Genomic DNA, 26059 nt, shown 5'->3' with positions numbered 1-26059 from the left:
TGTTTCCGTATATTTTAACGTGTTGAATCGAGAAGTCCCTCACTTCAAAAACCTTACAGCGTTTGGTTTAAGTGGGGGATGAAGAGAACAACCGTGCCACGGCTTCCCGCTCCATCGGGAAGCAACCATCGTGTTACTTCCGATTCAGAATCCAGATCGCGCCGCCATATCCAACCATGCACCACACGGATAAGGTGACATAGTTCCACACCGAAGCCTCGAAGGTGGAAGCCGCTAATGACGCGCGCATGACCTCGGCCATAGAGTGGAACGGCAAAATGTGGTGTACCGCCTGAAACCATTCCGGCAGCCGCTCGATGGGAAAATTAAGAGGAGAAAACATTAAGGCGCCGAAGGCAATAAATTGGGAAACCGCAAAAGTCACATCCTGTGGAAACAAATACGAAAATCCATAGCCTACACCGATGGATGTTAAGGCAATCAACAGCAGAGCCGGAATGACTGTCCATGAGATGTCGTATCCGGGATTAAACATTAAATGTGCGAACAGGGTTGCGATGCATAATCCCGGTATCGTTACTCCGAGCCAGATAGACGTATCCGCTCCGATGATCACGCCACGGTTAACGGGCCAGGTGCGGGTAAATTCAACATAGCCTTCTATTTTGGCGTTCCCGATTTGCATTGGCAAGATAACAAGACCGGTGAGGACGAGAATGAATGTAGGAGCTCCAGTGGCAAGATACAGCAAGCTTTGATTATCCAGATCATCGAACAGATACCTGAATCCGACAATAATTCCTAGCGACATGAAAATTTGAATCACGGTAAAAAACATAAGCGGGCCGATACTTCGAAACAGCTGCATTTGAAAGACATACTTGAAATCGTTCGCTATCTTCATGCACCGATCTCCCCCTTGCTTGTCAGCTCAACGTATACATCTTCAAGCGTTGTCGGCGATAAAGAATAGTCCATGATTTCACCTTCGTCTACTTTATTTCTTGCCCACTCGATTACATCGGGCACGGAATCGGGATTAACCGAAAAAACGGAGCGGGAAGCTTGAGAATTCGAGGATAGCGCCCACGCGGGAGTTTGCAGCTGCTGAATGCTCGTCACATGACTGACCTCAACCCGAATCAGGTTGTTTACTGTGCTTTTGATTTCTGCAGGGGTGCCTTCTGCCAGGAACCTGCCTTTATTCAATATGGCTACCCGGTCCACCGCTTTCTCGGCTTCAATCACGTTATGCGTCACCAAGATGACGGATGTTCCATCTACGGTTAACTGGCGGATCAAATCCCAAAGATAGCGGCGCCGAATCGGATCCACATCGTTCGTCGGTTCATCAAGTATCACCAGCTTCCCGGGCACAACCACCGCCATGCAAAAAGCGACGAGCCGGCGAACCCCCCCTGACAGATGAACGCCTTCTTTGTTCACCCATTCTCCGATATCAAGCGCTTCAAAAAGCATGTTCATCCGCTTCAATACTTCCTGCTTATCGCCCGATCTCATTTTCCCCATGATGGATACGGCCTGTACCGGCGTCAAGTAACCGAGAGGCAATTGAGACTGCGGCTGCACAGAGCACATAGAACGGGCAAAGGCAGGGTCTTCAATGACAGACCTGCCCAGTAACGAAATTTCGCCGCTAGTCGGCTTCATCAGTCCGATAATCTGATTGACCAAGGTCGTTTTCCCTGCTCCGTTATGTCCAAGTAACCCATAAATTTCTCCTTCCTGCACACTAAAGCTAAGGTTATCATTGGCAACGGTTTTCGTACTTTTTTTCCCCGAAAAAACTTTAGTCAGGTTCTGAACATTAAGCAGCATAACAACCTCCATTGATTAGTTTATGAAAAATGACTATGAAGCTTTGACCAAAAAAATACTTGTATCCTCTTATCCAGGTCTTTATTCCAAATTCTTAATATAATTCGCCATAAGAGCTGGCAAGGAAGTGCTTCGGCCCGAAGCAATGCCAACTGCAATAACATGGTGCCGCAATGAACCCTAATCGAACCTTATTTTGTCAGGTGTATCCGCTGGGTCCTGGAACGTCGCTGTGACACACCGGTTCATGCATGTTCTTGAGATATCACATTGATGGATGTTTGCGCTCTTTGGAGTGTGGTCTGTTCCAATCTCACGATGAGCATGGGGAGGATTGATCTAGAAGAAAAATAATAAAAATAAAAACGGCTGCTACTTGATAGCGTTCCCCGTTAAATGAAGTCATTCGGATGCTGTTCTCTTCAAAATATAACACAAAATAGTAGAATGTACCATTGGTGATTTGAAAGTATACAACGTGAGATAGATTCTCCTAAAAGCTAACTGAATGAAGCCCTCCTTCCGATAATAGAATCATCCCCCAATTCCAATGGAGGGGGGGACATCGGGAAAGGAGGATTATCATGCGTATTGATTCCAACTATCGATTTCCGTCTTCAACCCAACGGAAAAATCAAAATAATGAATTATTATTTGAATCCGTCCTGAAAGATGTGGCGAAACAGGAAGAAGAAAAACAAGAGGACAAAAAAGGGAAGCTCGTTACCACTCGTGAAGGCGCATATATCAGGCAATATATGGTCAGGCCCGATGGGAGCAGAGTGCTGCTAAGCGAGACACAACAATTGATGGAGACAGAAGCCGGGGGAAGCGATCAGAGTCCGACTACCAATGCGCCCCTTGTGCAAAGCGGAATGAGCCAAAGCACCAAAGAAATGATCGATATGCTAAATTTCCAGGCTGGCGCAGGCATAACGTTTTCGTTCCATAAGCAGATAGAAAGACTAGATTAACCTGCCAGCCAGCATTGAAAAAGCAGCCGATATGAACCGGCTGCTTTTCGCCCTGCATGGCATCGGCGCAGTCTTCTTCTCTTCTTAGAATCGTACGCCTCACATTCCTGGCTAGTTCATGATTCCGTGATTGACGATCTCTACTTTCACTTTTGGATCAAATGGCGATGCCAAAGCTGAAAAGGTTACCGGCAGGATTAAGGCCGTCGGGCTGCCTTCGGCCAATAGCGCCACTCTGCCCTCCAGCAAATTCCCGATGACCCGATCCGGTCTCTCCGTATGCAGCAGCTGCGGAAAGGGAGAGAACGATACTGTAGAATCCCCCCATATTTGTTGAAATATCCATGTATCAAGGCAAGGACGAGCCATCGTTCGCCAGCATTCGTTCTGAAAAACAAGAAGTCCGGAAGCAAGACAATGAAAACAAAAAAGCGGGTTCTGCGTTGTCACGCCAACCCGCCTGCTGGACTCTAGCAATCTTTAGGGTTGTGCTTTTTGATGAGAAGGATGACAGAAGCAGTCCAACGTATGGTCATTCACCATCCCTACCGCTTGCATAAATGAATAACAAATCGTACTGCCTACAAAGGAGAATCCGTCCTTTTTTAACTTTTTTGACATGTGATCGCTGATTTCATTGGAGACAGGGACTTCTTGTACGGTTTCCCAACGGTTCACGATAGGATTGTTATCAACAAAATTCCATATATAACCGGAAAATGAACCATACTCTTTTTGAATTGTTAAAAAAGTCTTGGCATTCGTGACGACGCTTTGAATTTTCAGCTTATTGCGAACAATCCCTTGATTATTGAGTAACGATTGCAATTTTTCATCGGTATAATGAACAATTTTTTCCGCATCGAAATGATCAAAGGCTTTTCGATAATTTTCTCTTTTTTGCAAAATCGTCCACCAACTGAGTCCCGCCTGCGCTCCTTCCAGGCACAGCATTTCAAATAAGATTCGGTCGTCGTATACGGGAACACCCCATTCATTATCATGATACTCCCTGTATAAAGGCTCACTTTCCTTGACCCATGCGCATCGCTTTATCATTCGCATAATCCCCTATCTATCCCGCCTCCGCAAGGCCGGAAAAACTCTTTTCCCCATAATTCTAGTAAATTTTTTGTGTCACATCTCTCTCCAAAATTGTTCCGGATCGCTGATATTTACATTATCGTATTGGCCTACTATTTCATCAAGCCCGACTGGAGTATCAAAATCAATGGAGTGCCACGGATTCATATCCGGCGGACCAAAGCTAACCTGCAGCTTCTTCTCCGTAATATTAAAGACCATGCTTCTTAACGTCCCCATCCCGCTGGAATAAAAATGGCAGCATGGACCATACGGATACGGAGTGGACAGCAGCTTCTTTACCTTTCCCTCGTTCATATAAGGTGTTTCCCGTAATAAGGAATTCCAGACGGATGAATAACGAATTTCGGAATTCCAGAAATGATGTTCATCGAATTCTTTCATTTCATGGCTCACATAATGATTAGTAGCTACGATTAGACCGCCAACGGGTTTCCGTACAGAAATCCGTTTTTTGCTTGATGAAAAGCTGGCCATCTCGAATATGGAAACATCATTGGAAGCATCGGCTACCATAATATTCGCATTGGTGCATAACGGAATTTCTTCAAGCAGGCATTGAGCTTCATATACATCTTTGCAGCGGTCCAAAATGGCTCGGAGAGCAATCCAAAATTCACAACCATCCCCCTCTAGAGGTTTCAAGTAAGCGGTACTGGACATGGAGACGACGAGTCCATATTCATTCATCCCATCCGTTCTTCCTGCATTCTGTAATGAGAATCCAATATGCTTCGGTTTTCCGGTTACCCGGGTAATGCATAAACTTCTTTCGTCCCTTACGAAATATTCATAGCTTCTTCCTATATAAAAGTGTCCGTCGCTTGTGTTTGAAGGAAGCACTGCAAATTGACAGCAATGTGGTGAGTTGTGGTATGAATTTGCATAACATATTATTTTTTCCGGATCCGTATTTACTTCATCGGCAAAACCTTGTACCTCATCTGTAAAACCGGGACATATTTTATCAATCATCATCATCCTCTTGTGTGCGGTTGCTGCAGATATATAATCCTGTCCCTCCATAGGACTGATATAATAGAGAATATCTTCCGGATAATTTTGCTTCAATGTAATCGCCCGCTGCTTCCCCACTTCATAATGGCTTCCTTCTGCCACATGGATATCAAAAATCATCGGTTCTTTCTGAACATTGGATTTCACATTTACCACCTCTCTGGCATAAATTTTTTGGTCTAACCTTTCTAAAATCAACTTGTTGCTGCTTCGCCGTCATCTTAGCATTATAAAAAAATTTGGTCTATACCTTTACCCTATGACGCCATTGCCGTCCCAATAGGTTATTGTCCACTCCCAATGAGGGACAGCGTCATACATTGATATCACATGATCTATTCCTAGTCCCTGTAGTTACTATCAATCAGATGCAATCAATTTATTGGAAAAGGGTGATGCTTTTTTGCCTGTCCAACATGTATTTAGCAAATGGAAAAAGACACGCATTCTGCAAAACTCATCGTTGAAGCGTTTCATCCCGAAGACAGCCGTATACAGCTCCAGCAGCTTGCAAGAGATGCTGAACCGCTATAACATGGTGTATGTGAAGCCGGACGCGGGTACTCACGGCAAAGGAGTCATGCGCGCAAAAAAGCGCTCCAAAGCATCGTTTGAGCTGAGAGAAGGAGTTTCCAGCAAAGTGTTCCGTTCCATGAACCAGTTGCAATCCGGCATCAAGTCCAGAATCGGGAAGCGGAAATATTTGGTGCAGCAGGGCATTCATATGATGAGCCACCGTGGGAGGAAATTCGATCTTCGGGTCTTGGTTCAGAAGAATCTGAACAATCAATGGGAGGCCATGTCCATCTTAGGCCGCAAGGCAGCAGCCAATAAGATTGTCACCAATGTCAGTAATGGCGGGAGCATGGAATCGCTGTCTACCCTATTGCGTCCTCATATGAATCAGTCCTCCATTCGCAAGCTGCGCCGCGAACTGAACCAAATGGGATTATCGGTCGGCAAGCAATTAAGTACAAAATATCGAGGCCTAAAACAAATAGGGCTCGATATCGCACTCGATAAAAACATGCGGCCATGGATCCTGGAAGTCAACACAAGTCCGGCCATATATGTCTACCGGACTTTCAATCCTTCGGCCTATCGCCGGATTCTGCGCTATGCCAAAGCATATGGGCGATTCAAGTAATAACGAAGCATCAAAACTAGTGTGGCCGCCTGCACAGCTGAGGCGGCCTTTCTCTTTACCGATGCAATAATGGTTTTAGATCCGCTATTACGGTTAGAAGCTGCTTTGAACACTGCTCATACATTTGTTTGGCTTCGGTGTTCTGGGTTGCCAGACCGAACATTTCCAAATCCGCTTCGCATTTTTTTAATGTTGCGAAGAGAACGGCACGTTTTTGGGGCTCGGGAACCTTGATTTGATCGTCGTACAGATCGACATACAATTGTCCGTGCGCATCCACTTGCCCAAGAAACACATTTTCGACAGCAACTCCTGTTTTTTCTAGTTCCGTGTTCAGCCATTGCCGGTTCAAGCCGATAGTAGCAAGCGGCTCGTCCATAATACTGCCATCCATGATTACCGCTTGCGGTTCTTGTTCCGGCGCCACCTTAATGCCCAGATGTTTGGGGGTTAGCGGCTGGTTTTCCCTTTTGAGCAGGACATTGACTTCTCCACTGGGCTCCATTATGGCAAATTCAACGTCGGCCGCTTTGAATACTTGTTTTTGACGCAACTGCTCTAACAGTTCATCGGTGGTAAGCCGTTCTTTTTTCAGGTTGTCTTCCATTATTTTTCCGTCTTTAATTAAGACCGTCGCTTTGCTTTCAACAAAATCCCTGACGGTTTTACTTTTCAACTGTATATATTCAATACCTAACGCAACAGCTACCCACACACCTAATGAAACAAGTCCTAAATACCATGTGGCTTCCAAATCCATCGAAACATAAGCGGCAAGGCTCCCGATGGTAATTCCGGTAATGTATTCGAATACGGAAAGCTGCGTCACTTGCCTTTTCCCTAACAGCTTGGTCATCAGGAAAAGAACAATGACTGCCACGAATGTACGCCAAGCAATCTCAAGCCATTGCGGCACGAAAGTGACCTCCTTTCAACATGTCAATCCAGATTATTTGTCAAAACGCAGGATGAAATGCCAGAATTTATTTTCCATGTATTTTCCCAAAATTAATAAGGCTAAAATAAAGAGTTACAGTATGTCATAATTTATGACATGGCTGTAACTCTTCTGCTTGAGATTTGTTGTTACGCTAAGGACGGAATGAACTGAGGATTGAAAATGACATGAATCCCATCCTGATAAACGGTCACTTCAAGAGGCGTCTCCCCGATCATTTCCCCATCTCCATGTGCGATCATCGGTGATTCCGTATAGACTTCAACTTTTCTTCCTCGCAACGTTGTTACACCTGGATGAAAAATGTGATTCCCCCGAAATACATCCGGGAATATTTTCATTAACGTCCAACGGGAAATTCCTTGAACGATGCAAATATGAAAAAAACCGTCCGTATAACAAGCTTCCGGGCAAATCTTCATTCCACCGGCGTAGTTAGGCAAATTAGCGACGGCGATTAGCCATACATCGGAAAAGATCATTTCCTTACCGTCGACTGTAATATGAACATCGGCAGGCTTGTAACGCAATAAGACTTGAATGAAGCTGAATATGTAAGACAAATTCCCCATTTTCAAATGATTAAACCATTTTTTATAACGTGAGAGGTTAACGGTTTGTGCGACCTTCCCATCGATCCCGATACCGACAACGGTGGTGAAGCATTTGCTTCCAATCCGGGCAATGTCTATTTTTTTCGTTGTCCCCGTCAATAAATACTCCAGCGCTTTTTTGGCGTTTAAAGGAATATGCAGTCCCCTGGCCAAATCATTGCCGGAGCCTGCCGGTATGATTCCCAAGGGAATGTTACTTTCTGCGATTTCATGAGCTACGCTTTGGATTGTACCGTCCCCTCCTACAATGACAAAAGCTTTCATCATGTCATGCTTGATCATATATTGCCGTACAAGAAGGGCAGCATGGGACGGGCTGTCTGAAAACTCCACTTTATAATGAACTTGTTTGTTCTGAAGTATTGGCTCGATTTTTCTCCAGGTTTTGATCCCTTTACCGTTGCCGGATATTCTGTTCACAATAAATAGATACATACGAATCCCCCTATCCATCTATCTACACTTTTTCCGAATTGCTTGCCATGTATACCAAGAGGATAGGGCTCGGGATTCGATCTTCGAAATCATGTATAATTTTCGTTCGATGTATCAAAATAAAATAGAAACTTGAGGGGCAAGGAGAGGAATTATGCAAAAAAAGATATTAATCCTTTCCGAACTGTTTGGCAGTGGACATACCCAAGCGGCAGAAGCATTGGCGCAGGGCATTGCGCAGTTGGAACCGTCCATTCATACGCAAATTGTTGAAATCGGCAAGATGCTTCATCCGACGAGAACGGCTATCTTGTTTCGCTCGTATAAGAAATTGATTACGATGTATCCTTTGTTATGGAAAAAAATCTATGAGTCGAAACAAAATCAGCCTGTATCGCAATGGCTTCAGTTCACGATCTATCAGTTATTTCATCGCAACATGGAACAAATGTTGGACCAAATCCGACCGGATCTGGTCATCTGTACGCATCCGTTCAACAGTTCTTCCATTGCACGGTTAAAAAAAAGGGGCTATCCGATTAACCTCTGCACGGTCATCACCGATTTTCACGCCCACGGAGTATGGGTTCAACCCGAGGTGGATCTGTATCTCGTATCCGACGAAGATGTTCATCAACAATTGCGTCAGATGGGAATTCCGAATTATCGAATTGCGGTGACGGGAATACCGATTAAGTCGAATTTCTGGAATAAAACAGACAAGCAAGAGGCAAGAAGAAGATTGCGTTTAAAAGATCTTCCTACCGTAATGATTATGGGGGGAGGATTGGGCCTGGGCGGAATTCAGGAACTTGCCCATTCGCTTATCAAGTGGAGGGAGTTCGTTCAGATATTGATCTGCACCGGATACAATGAGTCGCTAAGGTGTGCCTTGCAAAGCAACGCGCACTTCCAGCATCAACATATTATGATTTTGGGCTTTGTCGACATGATCGATACGCTCCTGGATGCAGCAGATCTGTTAATTACCAAGCCAGGCGGACTCACGTGCTTCGAAGCCTTGAGCAAAGGAGTTCCGATGCTCATTTTCCAACCGATTCCCGGTCATGAAGAATTTAATTCCAATCGCTTGGTTAATCAGGAATTAGCGATCCGAATCAATCATCAGGATGAGGTGGACCATTGGATTCAGAAGCTGCTCTCTTCTCCTGAACCATTCGAATTCCTGCAGAGCAACATGGAACATTACCAGCAAAAAATCAATCCGCTTGCTGGAGCCCGATCGATTATGAAACTTCTCAGCTAATGACACGAACCAGGAGGACTTTCATGGGTAACGATTGCAACATCAACACGTATAATTTGAAAGAGCATAATTTCAAACTGAATTTTCGCTCTTGGTTTCCGATGAATCCTCGTGGCCTCTTGCTTTTTATTCATGGCGCAGGAGAGGATTCCAGCCGTTATTTTGACATCGGTGAAGAAAGCGCAAATAGGCAATTTGCTTTTGTCGCTCCCGACCTTCGGGGGTTCGGACAATCCGATGGCCAGCCCGGTCACATACATCAGTTTTATACTTACTTGGATGACCTGGATCAATTGATAGATTACTTTAATAAGCAATTTCCGCAAATCCCCATCTATCTTTTTGGTCATAGTTTAGGCGGTCTGATCATCATTCGATATGTTCAGCACTTCACTATGGCGATCGATAAATTGGCCGGGGTCATATTATCGTCCCCTGCATTAGGAATACATACGAGGATTCCCTACTTTTTTCGCAAATGCGCTCAGCTTTTTTCAAGACTAACACCGAGCTTTCCGCTTGAATTAATCAGATGGAATGAATCCTTAAAAAAGTTGCGTTGGTTACAAGCGTATTTGCCGAGCTGGACTTCTGAACTTTTGAGCGATCCGTCAACTACGGTGCAGTACACTCCACGTTGGATCACGGAATTATTGCGCCACGGAGCCCAGGCTTTAACGGAAGTCAATCAATTTCGGGTACCGACCTTGTGCCTGTATGGCCTGCAGGATTCCGTGGCAGATTCGAAACATATAGAGTTATTTATGCAATCGATTCCTGCAAGCGATAAACATTCCATTCTGTTCGAAGATGTCGGTCACTGCCCATTGAATGAACATCGCAAGGATGAAGCGATTGAATCCGTTTTTCAATGGTTAGGTTCACGTCTTTGATTTCTCGCATGGCTGAACACAAAAAACCATGAGAAGCTTGTTCTCATGGATCGGGATGAACCGTAATGGTCCTATGTCATAGGGACTTGTTGGACGATACGCCCCTCAATACGTTGAAAAATGTCATCAAGATCAGGACCCGTAATCGTTAAACCGTGGTTCTTCAACCCGATAATGGCTCTTGTCGGATCTTCCGATCGATTCACCAGATCGGATACGGCTTGTGCCAATTCCCACGTCCCGCAAGGGTAATTGATTTCTGTGGATGGAATTCCATTAATCCATGCATGAACATGGACGATCGCCCCCACTTCCGGGTGCTGCCTATAAATCATCCAGTGTTCGATGGCATCGACGGATACCCGATGAGGCTTTATATTCGGCGGCACATTTAGCAGCATAGCCGTCCGTTCGGCATTGTAGCCCATGACCAAGAGGATATCCCGTCCGATGATTCTCATATCCCCCTTGTTTACACCGCTTCCGCTCATCCAGAATTGCTGGCCGTCTTTGCGTGCGCTCAGATTGCCATAACTCAATCCGCCGATTCCGTATAGCCGTTTGACATGCCGTAAATCTTGGGGCGACAGGAGTTCCTCGAGAGGAAAAGGGGCCGGTAAAAGGTTCAGGGCATCCAATTTTTTGCCTGCTTCGTGTATCTGGGCCGTTATTTCGTCCCCATCCCATAAATCTGGAGGGAGATCGTGGTGGAACTCATTATTAATGACTAACCGGGAGGATGCTAAGGGATGTAATCTTTCCATCACCTTGCCGAAAAACAATTCATCGTTATTTTGTTCAAACGGCACAAGATAACATCCTTGTTCGAGCGTGATGAAATACGTGTTACATTGCCCATCCCGAGTATGTATGATATAAATCAACAGATTGGAAAGCGTGCGAATGAGTATGGGGTAAGCTGACTTCAAAATGTCATGGGGAAGCTCATAGGTTTCGGCAATCGCTACGGAGTAGGTAGCTTGTGCTTTTCTGCGAAAAGGTTTTAATTGGTTGGTGTCCACGAAATTCAATACAAAACGGATATCATTGACAGGTTCCTTGCAATAATGGTATCCATTATCGATCAGTTCTCTTTTCAATCCGGCTGCAAACCACTTCAAAGCTGGGCTTTTCAATTCACCTGCAATGGAGAAATTCATATGTGTTCCCCCTTCATAGTTCAAAGACAACTTTCATCGCCTTTGATTTTCCTTTGCCTGAAGCAGTCGCAATGGCCTGTCGATATTGATCCAACGGGAATTGGTGGGTTACCAAGGGAGCAAGGTCGATTTTGCCCGAACTCATCAAGTCCAATGCCAGAGCATAAGTACGAGGCCGCTTCTCCCCGAATTTTTCCGTACTGACGGCGAAGCTCCCTTGGATTTCCAATTCGTTCAGCCAGATTGGAGTCCAATCGACGCCACGAGGGAAACTCGCCACTCCCAAGAGCTTTACCTTCCCGCCGCTCTTCGTCAAACGCAAGGCATCATCAATGCTTCGATCCCTGCCCACACACTCGTAGGTAATATCTGCCCCTCCCTGTATGACAGGTTTGCCGAAGAGAGGTGTCAATACCTTAGCGCCGAGGAGTTGAGCCAATTGTTCATAACATTCGGAACCGGATGTCAATTGAAAAATCTCGCTGGCTCCATACAGCCGGGCCATTTTCATCTGAAAAGGATGCTTCGCCAATGCAATGATTCGATTGGAATAACCAAGGGCACGCAGGGCTGCTACCACGCAAATGCCGATAACTCCTGCTCCAATCACGAGTACTGTATCATTCTCGCGCGGCGGATCCCGCATTATCGCATGCAACGCAGTAGCAAACGGATCGGTCATGATTGCATTCCGATCACTGACATTAGCGGGCACTTTGAAGATTTGACTGTGGTGAGCGACCAGATACGGGCTCCAGCTTCCCCCCGTATCCCGGCAGGCTCCGATAAGCAGTCCGGGAGAGATGGGCCCCGAAGCCATGCGTTCGCAGAGACTCAAGTCACCTCGTCGGCACGCCGGGCAAGGTTCATGGAATCCCCTTGCCATACATGATAAGATCGGATCGACTATCACTCGTTCCCCTCGTTGAATACCAGACACACTCTGCCCCACTTCATCGATTACGCCGACCACTTCATGCCCGATGGTGAAGGGAAAGGAAGCAAATGGAGAGGTTGCCGGGCTGTCGTGAAGAAAAATAAGGTTCAGATCGCTGCCGCAAATTCCGCCGTATTTTACTTTAACTCGTACCCATTCTTCATCGGGCAGCTTCGGTTCAGGGACGTCCCGATAACGAGTGCATGATAATCGTCCAATATATATGGATGGAATAAGCGACCCTAGCGCTTTACACAAGACATACTGTGGTTTGCCGACATTAAACTGTACCGCTTTCAAAACTATCGAGTCCTTTCACCATGGTCTCTCTGTGATATTAAGATGTGTACTCCATATCCAGCAATATTATTACAGTGGTTGAACGAGCTGAACATTTTCCCCTCGTATTTGGAGCCCAAATACATACTGTCTATTCGTTACTCCTGATTCCAGATTCGAATAAACGATTTACGCTTCAATTTAATAGGGATGATTTTTTGCGAATGCAAATAGCCCCCACCTTGTCGGAAGTGAGGGTTGCATTGCACATGTATCGTCTAGTTCAATATGATTGAAGCTTCATGAACTCTTCTAGGCTCATTATTCGTGCTACTTCATAACCATTCCCCTGCCCTCTTGATTTAATTACGGCCGTACCCATATTCGGAATCTCGCCCAACGCCGTACCGGCAGGAAAACTGTGTCCGATGATGATTTGATTAGAGCCGCGAGCGGGAGCGATTTCCAGAACTCTACTAATGTTTGCAACAATGTTTTGCTTTTCTTCGACCGGTACATCTTGAGTGCTTACTTTTACGATGTCAGCCAAAAGGGGAATCACTTTGACGTTCTGGCTCCCAAATGCAATCCGGGCCGTATCTCGAGCACGGCAATAAGGACTTGTCCATACGGGATATTGAATCGGTATGTTTAGTTTGTTAATCATCTGGCCTATCTCCCGGGCCTGCCTTTTGCCTTCTTCGCTCAAATTTCTTTGCGTTCCGCAGTCGTCAAAGATCACATGCGGAAAATCTTGGCCCATCGTCGCTTCGCCGTGCCGCATATACAGGATGTAGCCGCCGTTCCGGAGTGCCTCTATGATCGCTCGATTCTCAGTCTCCGGCAAGTGGCCTGCTTCCGTACGGTACCCGGACAAGACCAGTAAAGTGACGAAAACGAGGGGGAGCAGCAACATTTTCTTCGGGAACATGTTTTCACAATTTCCTTTCAGAACGGTTTGTTCAAACATGCTATATTCTCTCTCCACAAATGTTACTTTATACCGTTAACTATTGTTTGGGAAGGCGAACAGAGAACTCGCTGCCTTGGCCCACCGCGCTTGCGGCCTCAATACTCCCTCCATGCGCTTCGACGATCGCTTTTACGATGGCCAGCCCGATCCCGGCTCCGCCGGTTTTGCGATTTCGGGATTTCTCGCCCCGATAAAATCGTTCAAATATAAACGGCAGCTCCTCTGGAGCGATGCCTGTTCCCGTATCCGTAATGGTGACCTTCGCATAAGACGGCTCTTCGGAAATAACGACACGGATACTGCCCTCGTTCGTATATTTATAGGCGTTATTCAGCAGGTTCACAAAAACTTGAACGAGCCTTCCATAATCGCCGGTCAAAAAGACAGCTTGGTCTTGCTGTATATCAATGGAAATATGTTTATCTTCAAACTGCCCGGTTACCGTGTTTACGGAATCCCGGATAACTTCATTCAGGCACACTTCATTTTTTTGCAGCTGCAGCATCGGATTCTCAACCGCCGTTAATTTTTCAAGATCATGGATGAGCTTCACCAATCGGATCACTTGCTCATGGCATACTTCCAGCTTGTCAGGCGTCGCTTGCCACACCCCATCCTGGAATGCTTCGATATGGCTTTGAATCGTGGCTAACGGAGTGCGCAATTCATGGGCGATATCCGCAGTCAAATTTTTGCGCAGCTTATCCTGCTGCTCCAGGGCATCCGCCAGATGATTCAACGCCAAGCCCACCTCGTCGATTTCGGTTGCAGGGTTCGCCAGGGCAACCCGTGAAGACAAGTCCCCTGTTCTCATTCGGGTGGCAATCTGCTTAATTCGCAGGAGAGGCCGGCTTAAGCTGTTCGCCATCAGGACGCTGAAGAGCGAGACGCCAACAATCACAATAAGGAGTGCACCCCATAATAAAGAGTTAAACAACCGCAGGAACTCTTGATTTTGCGAGGCAAAGGCGCTCTCGATTCCTTGAATTTCGATCATGCCGATTTTTTGCCCGTTTTTCATCATATTTCGGGAAAAGACATTATCGTGCTCGCTGAATCCTGCTCCCGGAGAAGTGTGCATCATCATTCCCATTTTGCTCGTATCCCAGATCAATCGGTTCGTGGCATCGTAGATTTTGACGTTATAATTGCGGTGCATGGCTTGATGGGAAATCTGCATGAGTGAGCCCATCGCCCACCCGCCTGCTTCCGCGTTATAGGAGGCCTCCAAATCATTAATTAGCATGTCGGCTTCTGCTTGCTGCTGCTTCTTCATATACTGGCCGAAGGCAAAAGTCATGACCAAATAGACAAGGATCGTAATGGTAAGCAGCGATGTGAGCGCGACCCCGATATGCGACAACAACAGCTTTTTCCGAAGTCCGCCCTTATTCATCCGGATTCACCTGGAATTTATAACCGACGCCAAAAACCGTCGCAATAAATGTCGGTTTTCTTGGGTTATCCCCTATTTTTTGGCGGATGTTTTTAATATGAACATCGATCGTGCGCTCAAATCCCTCAAATGTGTCCCCTTGGACAAGATTAACGAGTTCCAAGCGGCTGAACGCTCGCTTGGGATGCTTCGCCAGAAGCTCAAGCAATTTGAATTCAATGGGAGTGAGTGAGACAAGTTCTCCCCTGACTTTTACTTCATGCCGATGGGAATCAATGGTCAGATGGTTGTTGCCGAAGGAAAGAGACTTTTCTTGCTGTGGCGCAACGGGAAGCTGCGCTCTGCGTAACAAGCTAATCACGCGCACAACCAGCTCTCTCGGGCTGAACGGCTTCATAATATAATCGTCGGCGCCGATCAGAATTCCATTCACCATATCATCCTCACTGCTTTTGGCGGTCAGCATCAGGATGGGAACGTTGGATGTCTTACGGATAGTTCTGCAGACTTCTTCGCCGGACATGTCAGGCAGCATCAAGTCCAATATGATCAGATCTGGCTGCAGATACTCCCATAGACTCAGCGCTCCCTTCCCGGTATCCGCCTCATACACCAGATACTCATTTTTCTCCAGATAGGCTTTAATCACCTGAAGGATATCCGCCTCATCATCCACAATCAATATTTTTGCACGGTCCATACGTATCAACCTCACCATATATAAAAGATAGGCCTAGCGATATTCGCGAGGCCTATCATAGCACAGTATTAATTGAAATTCATCATACTGCCGCGCCATTGAGAATTGTTCATCATTCCCCGTCCCATGCCATTGCCATTATGGCAGCTATTATACATCTGCTCAATTTGTTGATCGGAGAGCTCGGGATGCATTTGCTTCGCGTGCGGCAGCATCTGTTCAAAGAAGCTGCGGTCGCCGCCGGTATTGTTGTCGCCTGATGCAGCATATGCGCCAGCTGTTCCAATTCCCATAACCAAGACCACGGTTGCTATGCCTAGCCATACTTTTTTCATTAGTATCTCCTCCTTATGGTTATAATATAAAGGAGAGATATGAAGAACGTATTTGCAAGTTGTGAAGAAGTTATAAAGGAGGGCTCCCGCTTCTGCTGTTCTATTCCTTCAAGCTTCATAAGCGCACTATTTGGACATGGTTTATGGAAATACATCATTCCACGATACAAGGTGATGTAACGTTACCCGCACGCCTTCTTATCAAGAGGATCGGAAAAAATCAACTATTTATCTGTTGCAGTTCTTGGGACAAATGGTTTAAGGCAGCCTCTCTTTGCGGCGCCTCTTGGACGTCATACACAAGCTGTTCGAGAAATTCCCAAATATCCTCTAACTTGCGTCTGCCTTGATAGAATTGCAATGCGTCGGCGTTGACGGCATAATCGGGATGGCGCTTCCGGTATATGCCCATAAATGGTTCAAAGAAGGGTTCATTAACTAAAAACATCATGTCTGCCTCCACGGGCGCCAGCTTCAGGCCTTCCCAGTCGATCAACATCAGCTGCTGCCCGGATTGCATCATATTCCAGGGGTGAAGATCGGTATGGCACAGGGCCATGTTGACCTTGCCGTGTCTCAAGTGTTCAGATAGCCTCTCAACATTGTAGGCCAGCCCTTGAATAGACGTGATATGAGGACGGAGCCGTTCCCGTGCATCGCTAGGAATCTTGGCCCATTCCTTATCCAGCATGTTCGTCAGCGGCTGCAGAAACGGAAGCTGAAAATCTTCCTTCACCGCATCCGTATCTATAGGAATTTCTTCGCCGTAGCGATGAAGCTCCGCCATGATGTCCGCAAGCTGGCTGACTTGCTCCCTCGTCAACACGTTATCGCCAATGGTGTCCCCGTGAATATATTCATACAGCAGATAGATCCCAGTTTCATTTTCGCATTGATAATGGCCGTGATTGGTTAGCAGCGGCACGGGGATTTTCCCCTTCAAGCCGCTATGCTGCAAGAGCCACAACAAGATAGGCACATAGTGATCAATCAGAGCCGTCCATTTTGGAGTCGATGCCCTGCTCTTGTCATACACTTTCAAGAAATAGGCACGTTCCGCCGTACTTACTTTATAGGCAAGCGCGGACCATCCGCCTTGCTGCGGGAAGACGTCCGCCCTGACGATATCATAATGCGCCTTCAGCATCGTTGGTATCGGATTCATTAAGATCCTCCTCTCAAGCCATCATAATACAGTCCATTTTATCATCGGAGGGCGCACGGATCATGTTATCCAGCCGATTTTATCGTTGATGCTGTGCAAGGCCGGTATGCTCAGGCCTGTTGTTGGAACATTTAGACAACCCTTTTGAGATTGACGATCCCTGATTTAAGGATGTATTATAAACTTATATAGAGAATAAAGCCCTTACATTTATGCGAAGAAGTTCAATAATCCTTTTTTAAAAGCATTTTAAGTTTATATTATAAACTTAAAAGAATAAGGGACTACAACGGGAAAGAAGTTGATCAGGAACGATGCAGGCAAATTTACCAAGTACGATCCGCAAGCTGAACAAGGAATTGGTCCTCAATATTATTAAGGACAAAGGCCCCCTCTCCCGGACGGATATCGCGAAGCATTCAGGAATTACGAAGGCGACCGTATCCGATATCGTGAAGGCGCTTATCGACGAGAAGCTTATATTCGACGAGAAGGATGAGGCCGACGCAAGCAAGCGCGGCACGCGGCTTCATTTCTCCAAGAACGCCGCCTTCGGCGTCGCCGTTGATCTGGGCGGGACAACCATCCATCTTGGACTGTACAATCTTGCTGGCGAATGCATGATGGACAGGACGGTGGCTACCTATCGCCTCGCCTCGAGCCGGGAATTTTTATCGCAAATGGCGGACGATATCAGCGCATTTATTGCGCATTCGGGACAACCGGCCGAGCGTCTCGCTTTTATCAGCATCGCGACTCCGGGTATCGTCGACCCGATTGCGGGCATCGTATTAGAAGGATCTCCCAATCTGCCGGAGTGGACGAACGTGCCGTTAGCGCAATTTTTCCAAGAGCGGTTCCATGTGCCCGTCACGATTGAGAATGACGTACGCTCCGCCCTTGTCGGCGAGATGTACGCCGGGGCGTTCCGCCATCTGAACTCCGCGGTGCTGATCGGAATCGGCACTGGACTTGGCTCGGCAGTGCTCATCGACGGCAAAGTGATTCGAGGGGCCAACAACGCGGCGGGCGAAATCGGCTATATGCTGTTCCGGAAGCCTCAGCTGTACTCGCCTTCCGCGAAGGGCCATTTCGAGAAGCTCTGCTCCGGCTCCGGACTGGAAGAGGCTGCAACCGCTTTATTTCATCGCCCGGTAACCGCCAAGGATGTGTTCCTGCTCGCGGAACAGGGCGACTTGCAAGCCAGCTATCTGGTAGACCAATTCGAGGATCAATTGGCAATTGGCATTCTCAATATTATTGCGCTGCTCAATCCCGAGAAAATATTGCTGATGGGAGGCGTGACCCAGTCACTGCGGTTGGAACGGCTCCATCGCAAAATACGTCTCCATACGACCGATGTGACGGACGTATCGATTGAAATATCCGGCATGCAGCATCATTCGGCGCTGCAGGGCATTGCGATATTAGGCTTGAACCAGGCATTTCCCGCTTTGCAATTTATGCAAGACAAACAACTTTACTAATCGAAGGAGCGTGGAGCACCATGTCAGGCATTCAATTACACCCGCATGATATTTTGGATGAAGGTATGCCGCAGATCATTGATTACATTCGTAAATTGAAAGATGTGAAGTACATCTTCCCTGAAGTGAATACGATCTTCGAACGCAATCCGTATCCGGTCGGGATCTTGCCTCGCAATCCCGTGCATGACGTCGTCTACGGCACAGGCACGATGCATGCCATCCTGCCTTCGTATCTCGAATCCGGGCTGGATCAGCATCGGGAGCCGTCTCTGTCGGAAGAGAGCGATCCGCTTCTCATAATCAAGGAAGCGCTGCAGGACGAGGAGTTCGAAGTCATTCCATGGCTCAATATATTGAACGGCCATTTCGAAGGGGCGCTGCTGGAGAACAATCTCGTCACCGACATGGACGGACGGGCCATTCCCCACTGGCTGTGCCCGAACGCTCCCGATGTGATTGACTTTTGGGAGAAGGCATTTGTCGATCTGTACAAGCGCTACGGCTTCACTTCCTATATGATCGATCGCATCCGCTATCCGGATTGGGCGGGAGAGGATGTCAATCCGAGAGGCCTCTTGACCTGCTTCTGCCCGCATTGCCAGGAGAAAATGAACCAGCAAGGCCTCGATGCCGGCGCGATTCAGGATGCATTGCGCGCGTGGGCCCGGCTGCTGCAGGATAAGCAGTTCGACGAGGCTGTCGAATTCGCCGGGCAGAATGAACGGCTTCAATCATGGATTGCATTCCGTCAAGAAAGCGTATCCAGCTTCGTGGAACGATTGATCGCCCGGGTCAGACAAGTGAATGAAGACTTCACGATCTGGCTCGATCTGTGGCCGCCCGCATACAGTTGGATGCTTGGCCAGAATTATGCCAGCCTGACGAAGCTCTCCCCTGCCCTGAAGCATTTTCCTTATCATAAGCTGGGAGGCGGCGCGGACGTGCAAGGGCTGATTCATCATTTGGCCCATACGCCCGAGGAGCAGGAAGCCGCATTCCGGGCATTCAAGCGCTTTTTCCAGCTGCCATATGATTTGTCGTATGAGACGTTCAAGACCGAAGGCTTCCCGATTCAATTCGTGGCCGATCAGAATAATATCGTACGGGCTCAGTCGGCCCCGGGCACACGGATCTTCAGTGGCATACAGATGTGGAATATAACGCCGGACAACCTGATCGAGGCCGTCAAGGCCGGGGAGAACAGCGCTGCCGACGAACTGCTCTATTATTGCTATGGTTGGGCTGCCAGCGAACTATTCGAAGCGATTCAAAGTCATCGAGAGAAGGGAACGAACTAATCATGCCAAAAATACAGCGTTCTATCATCTTTTTCCTCATCTTTGCGACGATGTTTGTATTGGGCGGCATTCAAAATACGAAAGGGATTATTTTGGAACGGGTCCAGCATGATATTCAACTCGATATTAGCCAGGTTGGTGTCATGGTATCGATCTTCCAAATCGGCTTTCTGCTGGCCAGCCTCATCGCCGGCATTTTCGCTGACCGCAAAGGCATCAAAGCCGTCATGAGCGTCGGCACCGTGCTGATGATCATCGGACTTATCGGAACAAGCGCTTCCTTTACCGTCGCATTCTTTCTCGGCTTCTATCTGATTGTCGGGCTTGGCATCGGTTCCATGACCGTATCGGTCGCTACCATCATCCCTACCTACTTCAAGGAACGCGCGGGTGTCATCTTCAATCTGGCTAATGCGCTGTTCGGTGTCGGCATGATCGTCACGCCGATTCTATTGAATGTCATGTTTGCGCAAAATATGAGCTGGCGATATTTCTATATCGGGGTATCGGCTCTCATTGTTCTCATCTTGTTCGCTCTGCTGTCCTTCAAGCCAGCGAAGACAGCCGCAGATCAAGGTCAGGATAAAGTCAGTCTGACATCGGTCTTGCAGCTGTTCCAGGATCGCCAGATATTGTTCGTCATCCTCTTCATTCTGTTCTATGTCGCGGCGGAAGCCGGGTTCCTGAACTTCTTCCCTATCCTGTACAATTCTCTGGATATCGCAGGAATGACTGCGGATCAGAAGGCCTCGACTGCGGGGTATATTATTGCCAGCTTCGCCTTTTTGTTCACCATCGGACGCTTCGTCGGCGGGTTCATCATCTACAAGTTGGGCGAACGGCGCACCTTGGTTGCCTTCTCGCTGTTCGCGCTTGCCTCCCTCGTGCTCGGGCGCATGTTCATGACGAGCTTCAGCTACTTGATTATGCTATTCGGGCTCGCCATGTCCGTCCTGTTCCCGACCGCGCAAGGGATCGCCTCCAAGCTGACGAAGCAGGCGGGCTCCCTGCAGGGCGTCATCTATGTCGCATCCGGCCTGGGAGGAGCGGTTGTCGGTATTCTGATCGGACAAGTATCGGAAGCGTTCGGCATTCAGAATGGCTTCAATCTGCTCTTCGTCTTTACCGCCATCATCAGCATCCTGGCATTCCTGATTCGCACACCGAAGCAGGCAGATCAGCCTGATTCATAAGACTTGCCTAAGACAGCAGCATCCCAGCCTCTCGGTTCGAGAAATTGGGATGCTGCTGTATATGCGATCAATCTTAGCATGGCCGCCGTCCCCGCAAATATAAAGCCGCCCTTGGCCGGTAAGCATAGAAATGAGTTCAGCGGCGCTGCGTTCATCAAATGCTGCACATAGGTTTTGGATACCCCGGGCGCACGGGAAAAAGCGGTATGAAGCGTGACGATACCCTCTCTTTCATATTGCTCGAGTTCTCCACGGTAAATAAAATCCGCTTCGTTCCTGTATCCAAAATAGAGATGCGCTTCACCGAGAGGCATTCCTTGCTGCTTGAGGGCAGCCCGTGCTTGTAAAAATCGCGTACTCCGTCCGCTGTCTTCCATCTGGAGTTCGCGGTTCTCCATCGCGGGAGTCCGAACCTTTTCTCCGTCGAAATGAAACGCCAGCGTCAATAAACAAAAATGAGCTTGACCAAACGTAACGGCATGGTTGTAAACTTGGGTAAGCAGCAGTTTTGATCGGAGGTGTATTCTATAGTGGTTGATAACAGCACAATGATGGAGTCAGGAAGATGTGTGGAATGCGGGGCGCAAGGAATCGATGGGTTTTCTTGCCATGACCTATTCGGTTTCCCTCTTGCTTGGGAGCATCGTGATCCGGAACTATATGCCTTGCATTTTTGGCTTGTTGCCTGTTACATGATACAGCATCCTTCCAATTTTACAGAGGAAGGTTACCGGCTCCTGGTTCGTTTATTTATCGACGCCTATGATAATGAATGGGACACGGCCTATATTCTGAAAAGAAATCGTGAGCTCGTAAGCAACGCAGGCAAAATCACCAATCCTCTTCCTAATCAAGAAAGAAAACGGAGCTATAAACATTGGTCCATGACCATTGAAGATATCTACATGGGCGGTGAACAAAATGCAATCGCAAATCTATTGAAATGGAGGGAAAGGATTAGCACGGAGCTTCGTTAATAACTGAAACCAATAAAAGAGGCTGCCATTGGAAGTGCACAAGGATGCAGGGCAAGACGGGGCAACAGAGAATATAGAGGCGGGAAAACGATGGAAGGAAAAGCGGCGGAAGATGGATGAGGCAGTGAAATCCTGCGGCAATCAGGCTGTTGAGAAAGAAGTTTTGAGTAGGAAATGGATATTTCTACCGGCCTGAAAACTGCACCATTTCCCTAGACACGCCCATCCGGCAGGCGAAATCCGCAAAACTCCACGATTTCTCAAGACACGCCTATTCGGTACGCGAAATCCTGCATAAATACAGCAATTCGATATGGACAACTTTTCCAGAAAGGGAATCCTGCAAAATTACAGGAATTTCCTCGGTTTCGCTTCGGCTTGAAGCAAAAGGGCCTAAAATGATGTAGATTTGCAGCAATTCCTCGGGATGTGGACTCATTAAGCCGAAATTCCTGTAAAATAAGTCAATTTCATAATTCGAAACCCTTGCGGTTGCTGGAGTTTTAGGCACAGAAAAAAGGAGTACCTCCCCATTTTCTCGAAGTTATAGGTGACTAAACCAAAAAACTGAGAAAGGAGTACTCCCATGTATCATATTCGACAAGAAGAGCTGTTTTCCTTTGAGGAAATGATGAAAATGGCGCCTGCCCCTAAAGCGGATTTCGTTTTAGAACATCTGCCGATCGGAAAAATTCTTCACGCCATTAGCAGCTACAATCGTCGGGGCCGTCCTGAAAGTTTAAATACAAGAGCGATGATCTACTCACTCGTCATCGGCAAAATGGAGCACATCCGCTTTACCAAGGATTTGGTCAGCCGTTTGAAGGAAAGTCTTGAATTTCGTACTCGCTGCCGTTTTACCGGTTCCGATCGAGTGCCCAGCGAAGCAGCCTATTCCCGGCTCACTACAAAGCTCAGTCAATGCGGTTTCTTTCGAACGACACAGGAGAACATCACGGAAGGGTTTCTTGAGGGAAATGTACTGGCCATAGATTCTTCTCACATCGAGTCCTTTGATCGCAATCCCCATTTGGACGCCGGTAAATCATTACCGGAGCTCTCGCCCGAAACCGACGAACCTACTTTTCTGGACGAGTCTGCCAGCAAGGCAGAAGAGAAACCTAAACCAGAGAAACCCAAGCGTGCAAAGCGTGGACGCGTTCCGAAAGCCGAAGAAGCGGCTTGGCGTGCCGAAGTTGAAGCGTACGAGGCCTCGCTCAGCCTATTTGAACGGGAGGTCGCCGATATGTTGCCCGCCACTTACGAGCAGCTTCTCGCTGATATGCCGCAACACGCAAGTGTAGGTGCAAAGGGTGACCCACGGGGAGGGCGGCGCCGGGTGAAATATTGGCATGGCTACAAACAGAATCTCTTGGTGGATTGCCAAAGCCAGTACATTGTGGCCGGAGTGACCTGTTCTGCTCATGTGAACGATCAGCGAGCGGCGATTGTTCTTCTGAAATATATGAAGGAGCGATTTCCCTCTCTCAAACCAAACTATGTGCTAGCTGATAAGGGGTATGACAGCGAACCGGTTTACCGCCAAATCCGGGATATTGGTGCGTTACCGATCATCCCGCTTATCCATCGCAGCAAGCTACCTGAAGGGGTGGATAAGCACTTTCGCCAGACTTGCAAGCAAGGTCATGCGTACGTCTACGACAGTTACGATGCCAAGCGAGATACCATAAAATTCACAAGGCCAAAGGAATGTGCCTCCTGCCCGTTTCAAGCGGACGGCTGCCAGAAAGTTTTCAAATTTCGCATTGATGAAGATGTTCGGAAATACACTGCACCCGGACGTGGAAGCAAAAAGTTTACTGAACTATTCAAGCAGCGAGTAGCGATTGAACGTGTTTTTGCCTATTTGAAGCTGTACATGGAATTGGGCTCAAGCAGAAAACTGAAGAAACGTGCTTTTGTCGATCTAGACTTGAGTTGTCTGACATACACCCTATGCAAACTTGCGTTAGACCGCCTAAACAAAAGCATCCTTGAAGCTAAGAAGGTTGCGTAATCTTCAAAAAAAAAAATGAATCTGCAATTTTGGCTTAGTCCAACCCCTTTGAACGAAAGGAATTATGAAATTGACTTAAATAGCAGCAATTTCCTCCGCACGTCCAAGCCCCAGGAGGCAACGATGCTTCCAGCAGGCCGATAATGCTTCCTGAAGGCGATGATGCCCCCAGCATCCGACGCGGTCGCTTGGATCCCGTAAAATCAGGCTATTGAGTAGTCTTTGGGACTTTTTACCTGTGATGGATCTCTTCACCCGGTAGAAAAAATCGATTTAAAAACGCTCTGAGAGCCAAGTTTGGATGAGGAAAATGGACCATCTCCACCCCTTCGCAAAAAAACAGGGGTTTTCCAACAGCCTGGTCAAAGCAGGAATTTTCGCTATTTGAGCCGATATTTTACGAAATTCCTGCAAAAGTACAATATTTCCGCAGATTTTTGCTTTCTATCTATTGCATTGGCTGAAATTCATGCGATTTTGCAGGAATGCCTGTAACGGAGTAAACATCATAAGGGAAAACTGCGTTTTTTGCATTTTTTCGAAAGTCGAGGCTTGAGAATCAGGAGGGCTGTCTCACTGTAGCTAAATACTACTTAATGAGACAGCCCCTTCTTCGTTACTTATTCAATTGTCCCAACTTACTTCGTCACGGGTCTCGCCACCTTGCGGCTGACCAGGAGCATCATGAGGGCCAATACGAGAAAATAAGCGGGCATCGTGACTAAGGAATCATTATGCAAGTAACTCATGCCGCTCGTAATCAGGCTGACCACCACATAGTAGCCTAATCCGAAAATGGCGCCCGCCGTACCAAGCACATCGCCATATTGGACGAGCGCCAAGCTCAGGCAGTTCGGAATCGCCATGCCGATCCCCAGCAAGAGGATAAAGATGCAGGCTACCATAAGAACCAAGTAAATAGCGGACGGGCTTATTCCGTACAGAGCCAGAGCCGTAAGGCATATAGCTCCGACAGCCGTCACGCTACAACCCATCAGGATGATTCGTTCTGCCGGAAATCTGGCGACCAGTTTTTTCGACAACATCGCCCCGACTATGGAAGACATCGCTACCATAATACCGAAAAAACCGAACATCCCCGGGTTCATCTCAAAAAATTCAATAAAAATAAAGGGCGCTTCGGCATAGTAGCTGAACAAGATGCCATTGGTGGCGCCAATGAGAAAACCAAAGGCCCATATTCTGCCGTCCGAAGCGAGGCGCTTGGCTACCGCCAATGTGCTGACCTTCGCCGTGGCGGACACTCTTGTCTCAGGCAGAGCCGCCAGCGTGTACATAAAGATAGCAATGCTCATCACAACCAGGGTGGCGAACACCGCCCGGAAACCAAGCGCTTGATCCATCCATCCGCCAATCAAGGGCCCGATTGCGGGCGTGAAGGCAAGCGCTGCGGAAATTTGAGCAAACACGGCATGACGCTTGGCTCCATCGATACTCTCCCGCAAAATGGTCTGCGTCACAACGGAACCGGTACTGGCTCCAAAGGCCTGAATGAAACGGCTTACCAATAACCATTCCACCGAAGGAGACAGATAACAGCCCAAGCTTCCCAGCCCATAGACGAAGATTCCCCACAGCAAGGCGGGACGCCGCCCGATGGAATCCGAGAGCCTTCCCCAGCAAAAAACGCCGCAGGCGAAACCGAGGAAGTATATGCTTAGCGTCAGTTGAATCATGTTGCCGCTTGCCTGCAGATGATTAGCGATATCCGGCAAGGACGGCGTATATATCGTTTCGCTAATTTGCGGAAAACCAACTAAAACAATGAGCAACAATAATGATGGTGTTGAGATTTTTCTTTGCACTGCGAATATCCCCCTATAAATTCGAAAATCTCGATTCGCGGCAAAGAAATTACGGGATAGGGGGTTTGCATTTGCACAATCTGGAAAATGAGAGCATAACAGTT

At 47.5% G+C, this 26059-nt stretch carries 25 protein-coding genes and 1 pseudogene; 9 read left to right on the top strand and 17 right to left on the bottom strand.

The features are described from left to right. Window positions 1-133 precede the first annotated feature (133 nt). On the bottom strand, window positions 134-865 hold the full coding sequence (locus tag NNL35_RS17530; protein ID WP_006676139.1) for an ABC transporter permease: 732 nt from the start codon (window positions 863-865) through the stop codon (window positions 134-136). Beyond that, a complete protein-coding gene (locus NNL35_RS17525) occupies window positions 862-1800 on the bottom strand; it encodes an ABC transporter ATP-binding protein (RefSeq protein WP_006676140.1) in 939 nt (312 codons plus the stop codon). Before NNL35_RS17525 ends, NNL35_RS17530 begins: the two co-directional genes overlap by 4 nt. Before the next feature lie 584 nt (window positions 1801-2384). On the opposite strand from NNL35_RS17525, the gene NNL35_RS17520 reads away from it, so the two are divergent. Further along, complete coding sequence (locus NNL35_RS17520) at window positions 2385-2774, top strand: hypothetical protein (protein WP_006676141.1); 390 nt, start codon at window positions 2385-2387, stop codon at window positions 2772-2774. Window positions 2775-2930: 156 nt separating this feature from the next. Here the strand turns inward: NNL35_RS17520 and NNL35_RS17515 are convergent. The 3 genes and pseudogenes from NNL35_RS17515 to NNL35_RS17505 form a co-directional block, all read right to left on the bottom strand. Then, window positions 2931-3083, bottom strand: a pseudogene (locus NNL35_RS17515) (spore germination protein); the annotation flags it as partial. A gap of 171 nt (window positions 3084-3254) precedes the next feature. Then, window positions 3255-3833 (bottom strand): DNA-3-methyladenine glycosylase I, encoded by a 579-nt coding sequence (locus NNL35_RS17510; protein WP_006676143.1) that lies wholly within the window; start codon window positions 3831-3833, stop codon window positions 3255-3257. A 78-nt stretch (window positions 3834-3911) separates the two neighbouring features. Continuing rightward, on the bottom strand, window positions 3912-5042 hold the full coding sequence (locus NNL35_RS17505) for a C45 family autoproteolytic acyltransferase/hydrolase (protein WP_006676144.1): 1131 nt from the start codon (window positions 5040-5042) through the stop codon (window positions 3912-3914). 235 nt (window positions 5043-5277) lie between these two features. On the opposite strand from NNL35_RS17505, the gene NNL35_RS17500 reads away from it, so the two are divergent. Next, on the top strand, window positions 5278-6042 hold the full coding sequence (locus tag NNL35_RS17500; protein WP_338111480.1) for a YheC/YheD family protein: 765 nt from the start codon (window positions 5278-5280) through the stop codon (window positions 6040-6042). A gap of 55 nt (window positions 6043-6097) precedes the next feature. Here NNL35_RS17500 and NNL35_RS17495 read toward each other — a convergent pair whose 3' ends face one another. Together NNL35_RS17495 and NNL35_RS17490 are read right to left on the bottom strand one after the other, a co-directional pair. Beyond that, a complete protein-coding gene (locus NNL35_RS17495; protein ID WP_006676146.1) occupies window positions 6098-6958 on the bottom strand; it encodes a DUF421 domain-containing protein in 861 nt (286 codons plus the stop codon). A 170-nt stretch (window positions 6959-7128) separates the two neighbouring features. Further along, entirely contained in the window at window positions 7129-8049 is a 921-nt protein-coding gene (locus NNL35_RS17490) for a diacylglycerol/lipid kinase family protein (protein ID WP_006676147.1), read from the bottom strand. A 154-nt stretch (window positions 8050-8203) separates the two neighbouring features. On the opposite strand from NNL35_RS17490, the gene NNL35_RS17485 reads away from it, so the two are divergent. Both NNL35_RS17485 and NNL35_RS17480 read left to right on the top strand, forming a co-directional pair. Beyond that, complete coding sequence (locus tag NNL35_RS17485) at window positions 8204-9316, top strand: MGDG synthase family glycosyltransferase (RefSeq protein WP_006676148.1); 1113 nt, start codon at window positions 8204-8206, stop codon at window positions 9314-9316. Window positions 9317-9339: 23 nt separating this feature from the next. Continuing rightward, window positions 9340-10209, top strand: a complete 870-nt coding sequence (locus NNL35_RS17480; RefSeq protein ID WP_006676149.1) for an alpha/beta hydrolase — start codon at window positions 9340-9342, stop codon at window positions 10207-10209. Between the two features lie 71 nt (window positions 10210-10280). On the opposite strand, the gene NNL35_RS17475 is transcribed toward NNL35_RS17480, so the two are convergent. The 7 genes from NNL35_RS17475 to NNL35_RS17445 form a co-directional block, all read right to left on the bottom strand. Next, entirely contained in the window at window positions 10281-11369 is a 1089-nt protein-coding gene (locus NNL35_RS17475; protein WP_006676150.1) for a class II aldolase/adducin family protein, read from the bottom strand. Between the two features lie 13 nt (window positions 11370-11382). Continuing rightward, window positions 11383-12606: a zinc-dependent alcohol dehydrogenase gene (locus tag NNL35_RS17470; protein WP_040730693.1), complete on the bottom strand. Its 1224-nt coding sequence runs from the start codon at window positions 12604-12606 to the stop codon at window positions 11383-11385. 262 nt (window positions 12607-12868) lie between these two features. After that, on the bottom strand, window positions 12869-13555 hold the full coding sequence (locus tag NNL35_RS17465; RefSeq protein ID WP_006676152.1) for a histidine phosphatase family protein: 687 nt from the start codon (window positions 13553-13555) through the stop codon (window positions 12869-12871). A gap of 40 nt (window positions 13556-13595) precedes the next feature. Continuing rightward, complete coding sequence (locus NNL35_RS17460; protein WP_006676153.1) at window positions 13596-14954, bottom strand: sensor histidine kinase; 1359 nt, start codon at window positions 14952-14954, stop codon at window positions 13596-13598. Further along, on the bottom strand, window positions 14947-15654 hold the full coding sequence (locus NNL35_RS17455; protein WP_006676154.1) for a response regulator transcription factor: 708 nt from the start codon (window positions 15652-15654) through the stop codon (window positions 14947-14949). The genes NNL35_RS17460 and NNL35_RS17455 overlap by 8 nt, the downstream gene beginning before the upstream one ends. A 68-nt stretch (window positions 15655-15722) precedes the next feature. Beyond that, the gene (locus NNL35_RS17450) at window positions 15723-15989 is read right to left on the bottom strand and encodes a hypothetical protein (protein ID WP_006676155.1); all 267 of its coding nucleotides are present in this window, start codon (window positions 15987-15989) and stop codon (window positions 15723-15725) included. A 220-nt stretch (window positions 15990-16209) separates the two neighbouring features. Continuing rightward, window positions 16210-17154, bottom strand: a complete 945-nt coding sequence (locus tag NNL35_RS17445) for a phosphotransferase family protein (protein ID WP_006676156.1) — start codon at window positions 17152-17154, stop codon at window positions 16210-16212. A 314-nt stretch (window positions 17155-17468) separates the two neighbouring features. Here NNL35_RS17445 and NNL35_RS17440 point away from each other — a divergent pair, with 314 nt between their 5' ends. From NNL35_RS17440 to NNL35_RS17430, 3 genes are read left to right on the top strand one after another with little or no spacing between them, the layout of a single operon-like run. After that, on the top strand, window positions 17469-18641 hold the full coding sequence (locus tag NNL35_RS17440; RefSeq protein ID WP_006676157.1) for an ROK family transcriptional regulator: 1173 nt from the start codon (window positions 17469-17471) through the stop codon (window positions 18639-18641). 20 nt (window positions 18642-18661) lie between these two features. Next, on the top strand, window positions 18662-19942 hold the full coding sequence (locus tag NNL35_RS17435; protein ID WP_006676158.1) for a hypothetical protein: 1281 nt from the start codon (window positions 18662-18664) through the stop codon (window positions 19940-19942). A gap of 2 nt (window positions 19943-19944) precedes the next feature. Then, on the top strand, window positions 19945-21135 hold the full coding sequence (locus tag NNL35_RS17430) for an MFS transporter (protein WP_006676159.1): 1191 nt from the start codon (window positions 19945-19947) through the stop codon (window positions 21133-21135). Here the strand turns inward: NNL35_RS17430 and NNL35_RS17425 are convergent. After that, on the bottom strand, window positions 21120-21533 hold the full coding sequence (locus tag NNL35_RS17425) for a bifunctional P-450/NADPH-P450 reductase 1 (RefSeq protein WP_006676160.1): 414 nt from the start codon (window positions 21531-21533) through the stop codon (window positions 21120-21122). The two genes, NNL35_RS17430 and NNL35_RS17425, sit on opposite strands and share 16 nt — an antisense overlap. Before the next feature lie 132 nt (window positions 21534-21665). On the opposite strand from NNL35_RS17425, the gene NNL35_RS17420 reads away from it, so the two are divergent. Then, the gene (locus NNL35_RS17420) at window positions 21666-22112 is read left to right on the top strand and encodes a DUF5946 family protein (RefSeq protein WP_006676161.1); all 447 of its coding nucleotides are present in this window, start codon (window positions 21666-21668) and stop codon (window positions 22110-22112) included. Between the two features lie 271 nt (window positions 22113-22383). On the opposite strand, the gene NNL35_RS17415 is transcribed toward NNL35_RS17420, so the two are convergent. Continuing rightward, window positions 22384-22551 (bottom strand): hypothetical protein, encoded by a 168-nt coding sequence (locus NNL35_RS17415; RefSeq protein WP_254553623.1) that lies wholly within the window; start codon window positions 22549-22551, stop codon window positions 22384-22386. Between the two features lie 147 nt (window positions 22552-22698). Here NNL35_RS17415 and NNL35_RS17410 point away from each other — a divergent pair, with 147 nt between their 5' ends. Then, window positions 22699-24129, top strand: coding sequence for a transposase (locus NNL35_RS17410; protein WP_254553622.1), 1431 nt, complete (start codon window positions 22699-22701; stop codon window positions 24127-24129). A 638-nt stretch (window positions 24130-24767) separates the two neighbouring features. On the opposite strand, the gene NNL35_RS17405 is transcribed toward NNL35_RS17410, so the two are convergent. Further along, window positions 24768-25955 (bottom strand): multidrug effflux MFS transporter, encoded by a 1188-nt coding sequence (locus NNL35_RS17405; RefSeq protein ID WP_040731659.1) that lies wholly within the window; start codon window positions 25953-25955, stop codon window positions 24768-24770. Window positions 25956-26059 lie beyond the last annotated feature (104 nt).

The organism is Paenibacillus dendritiformis (genome assembly GCF_945605565.1).
Taxonomy (GTDB): domain Bacteria; phylum Bacillota; class Bacilli; order Paenibacillales; family Paenibacillaceae; genus Paenibacillus_B; species Paenibacillus_B dendritiformis_A.
Note: the sequence above shows the minus strand (reverse complement) of the source record. Positions and strands in the feature narration are given on the sequence as shown.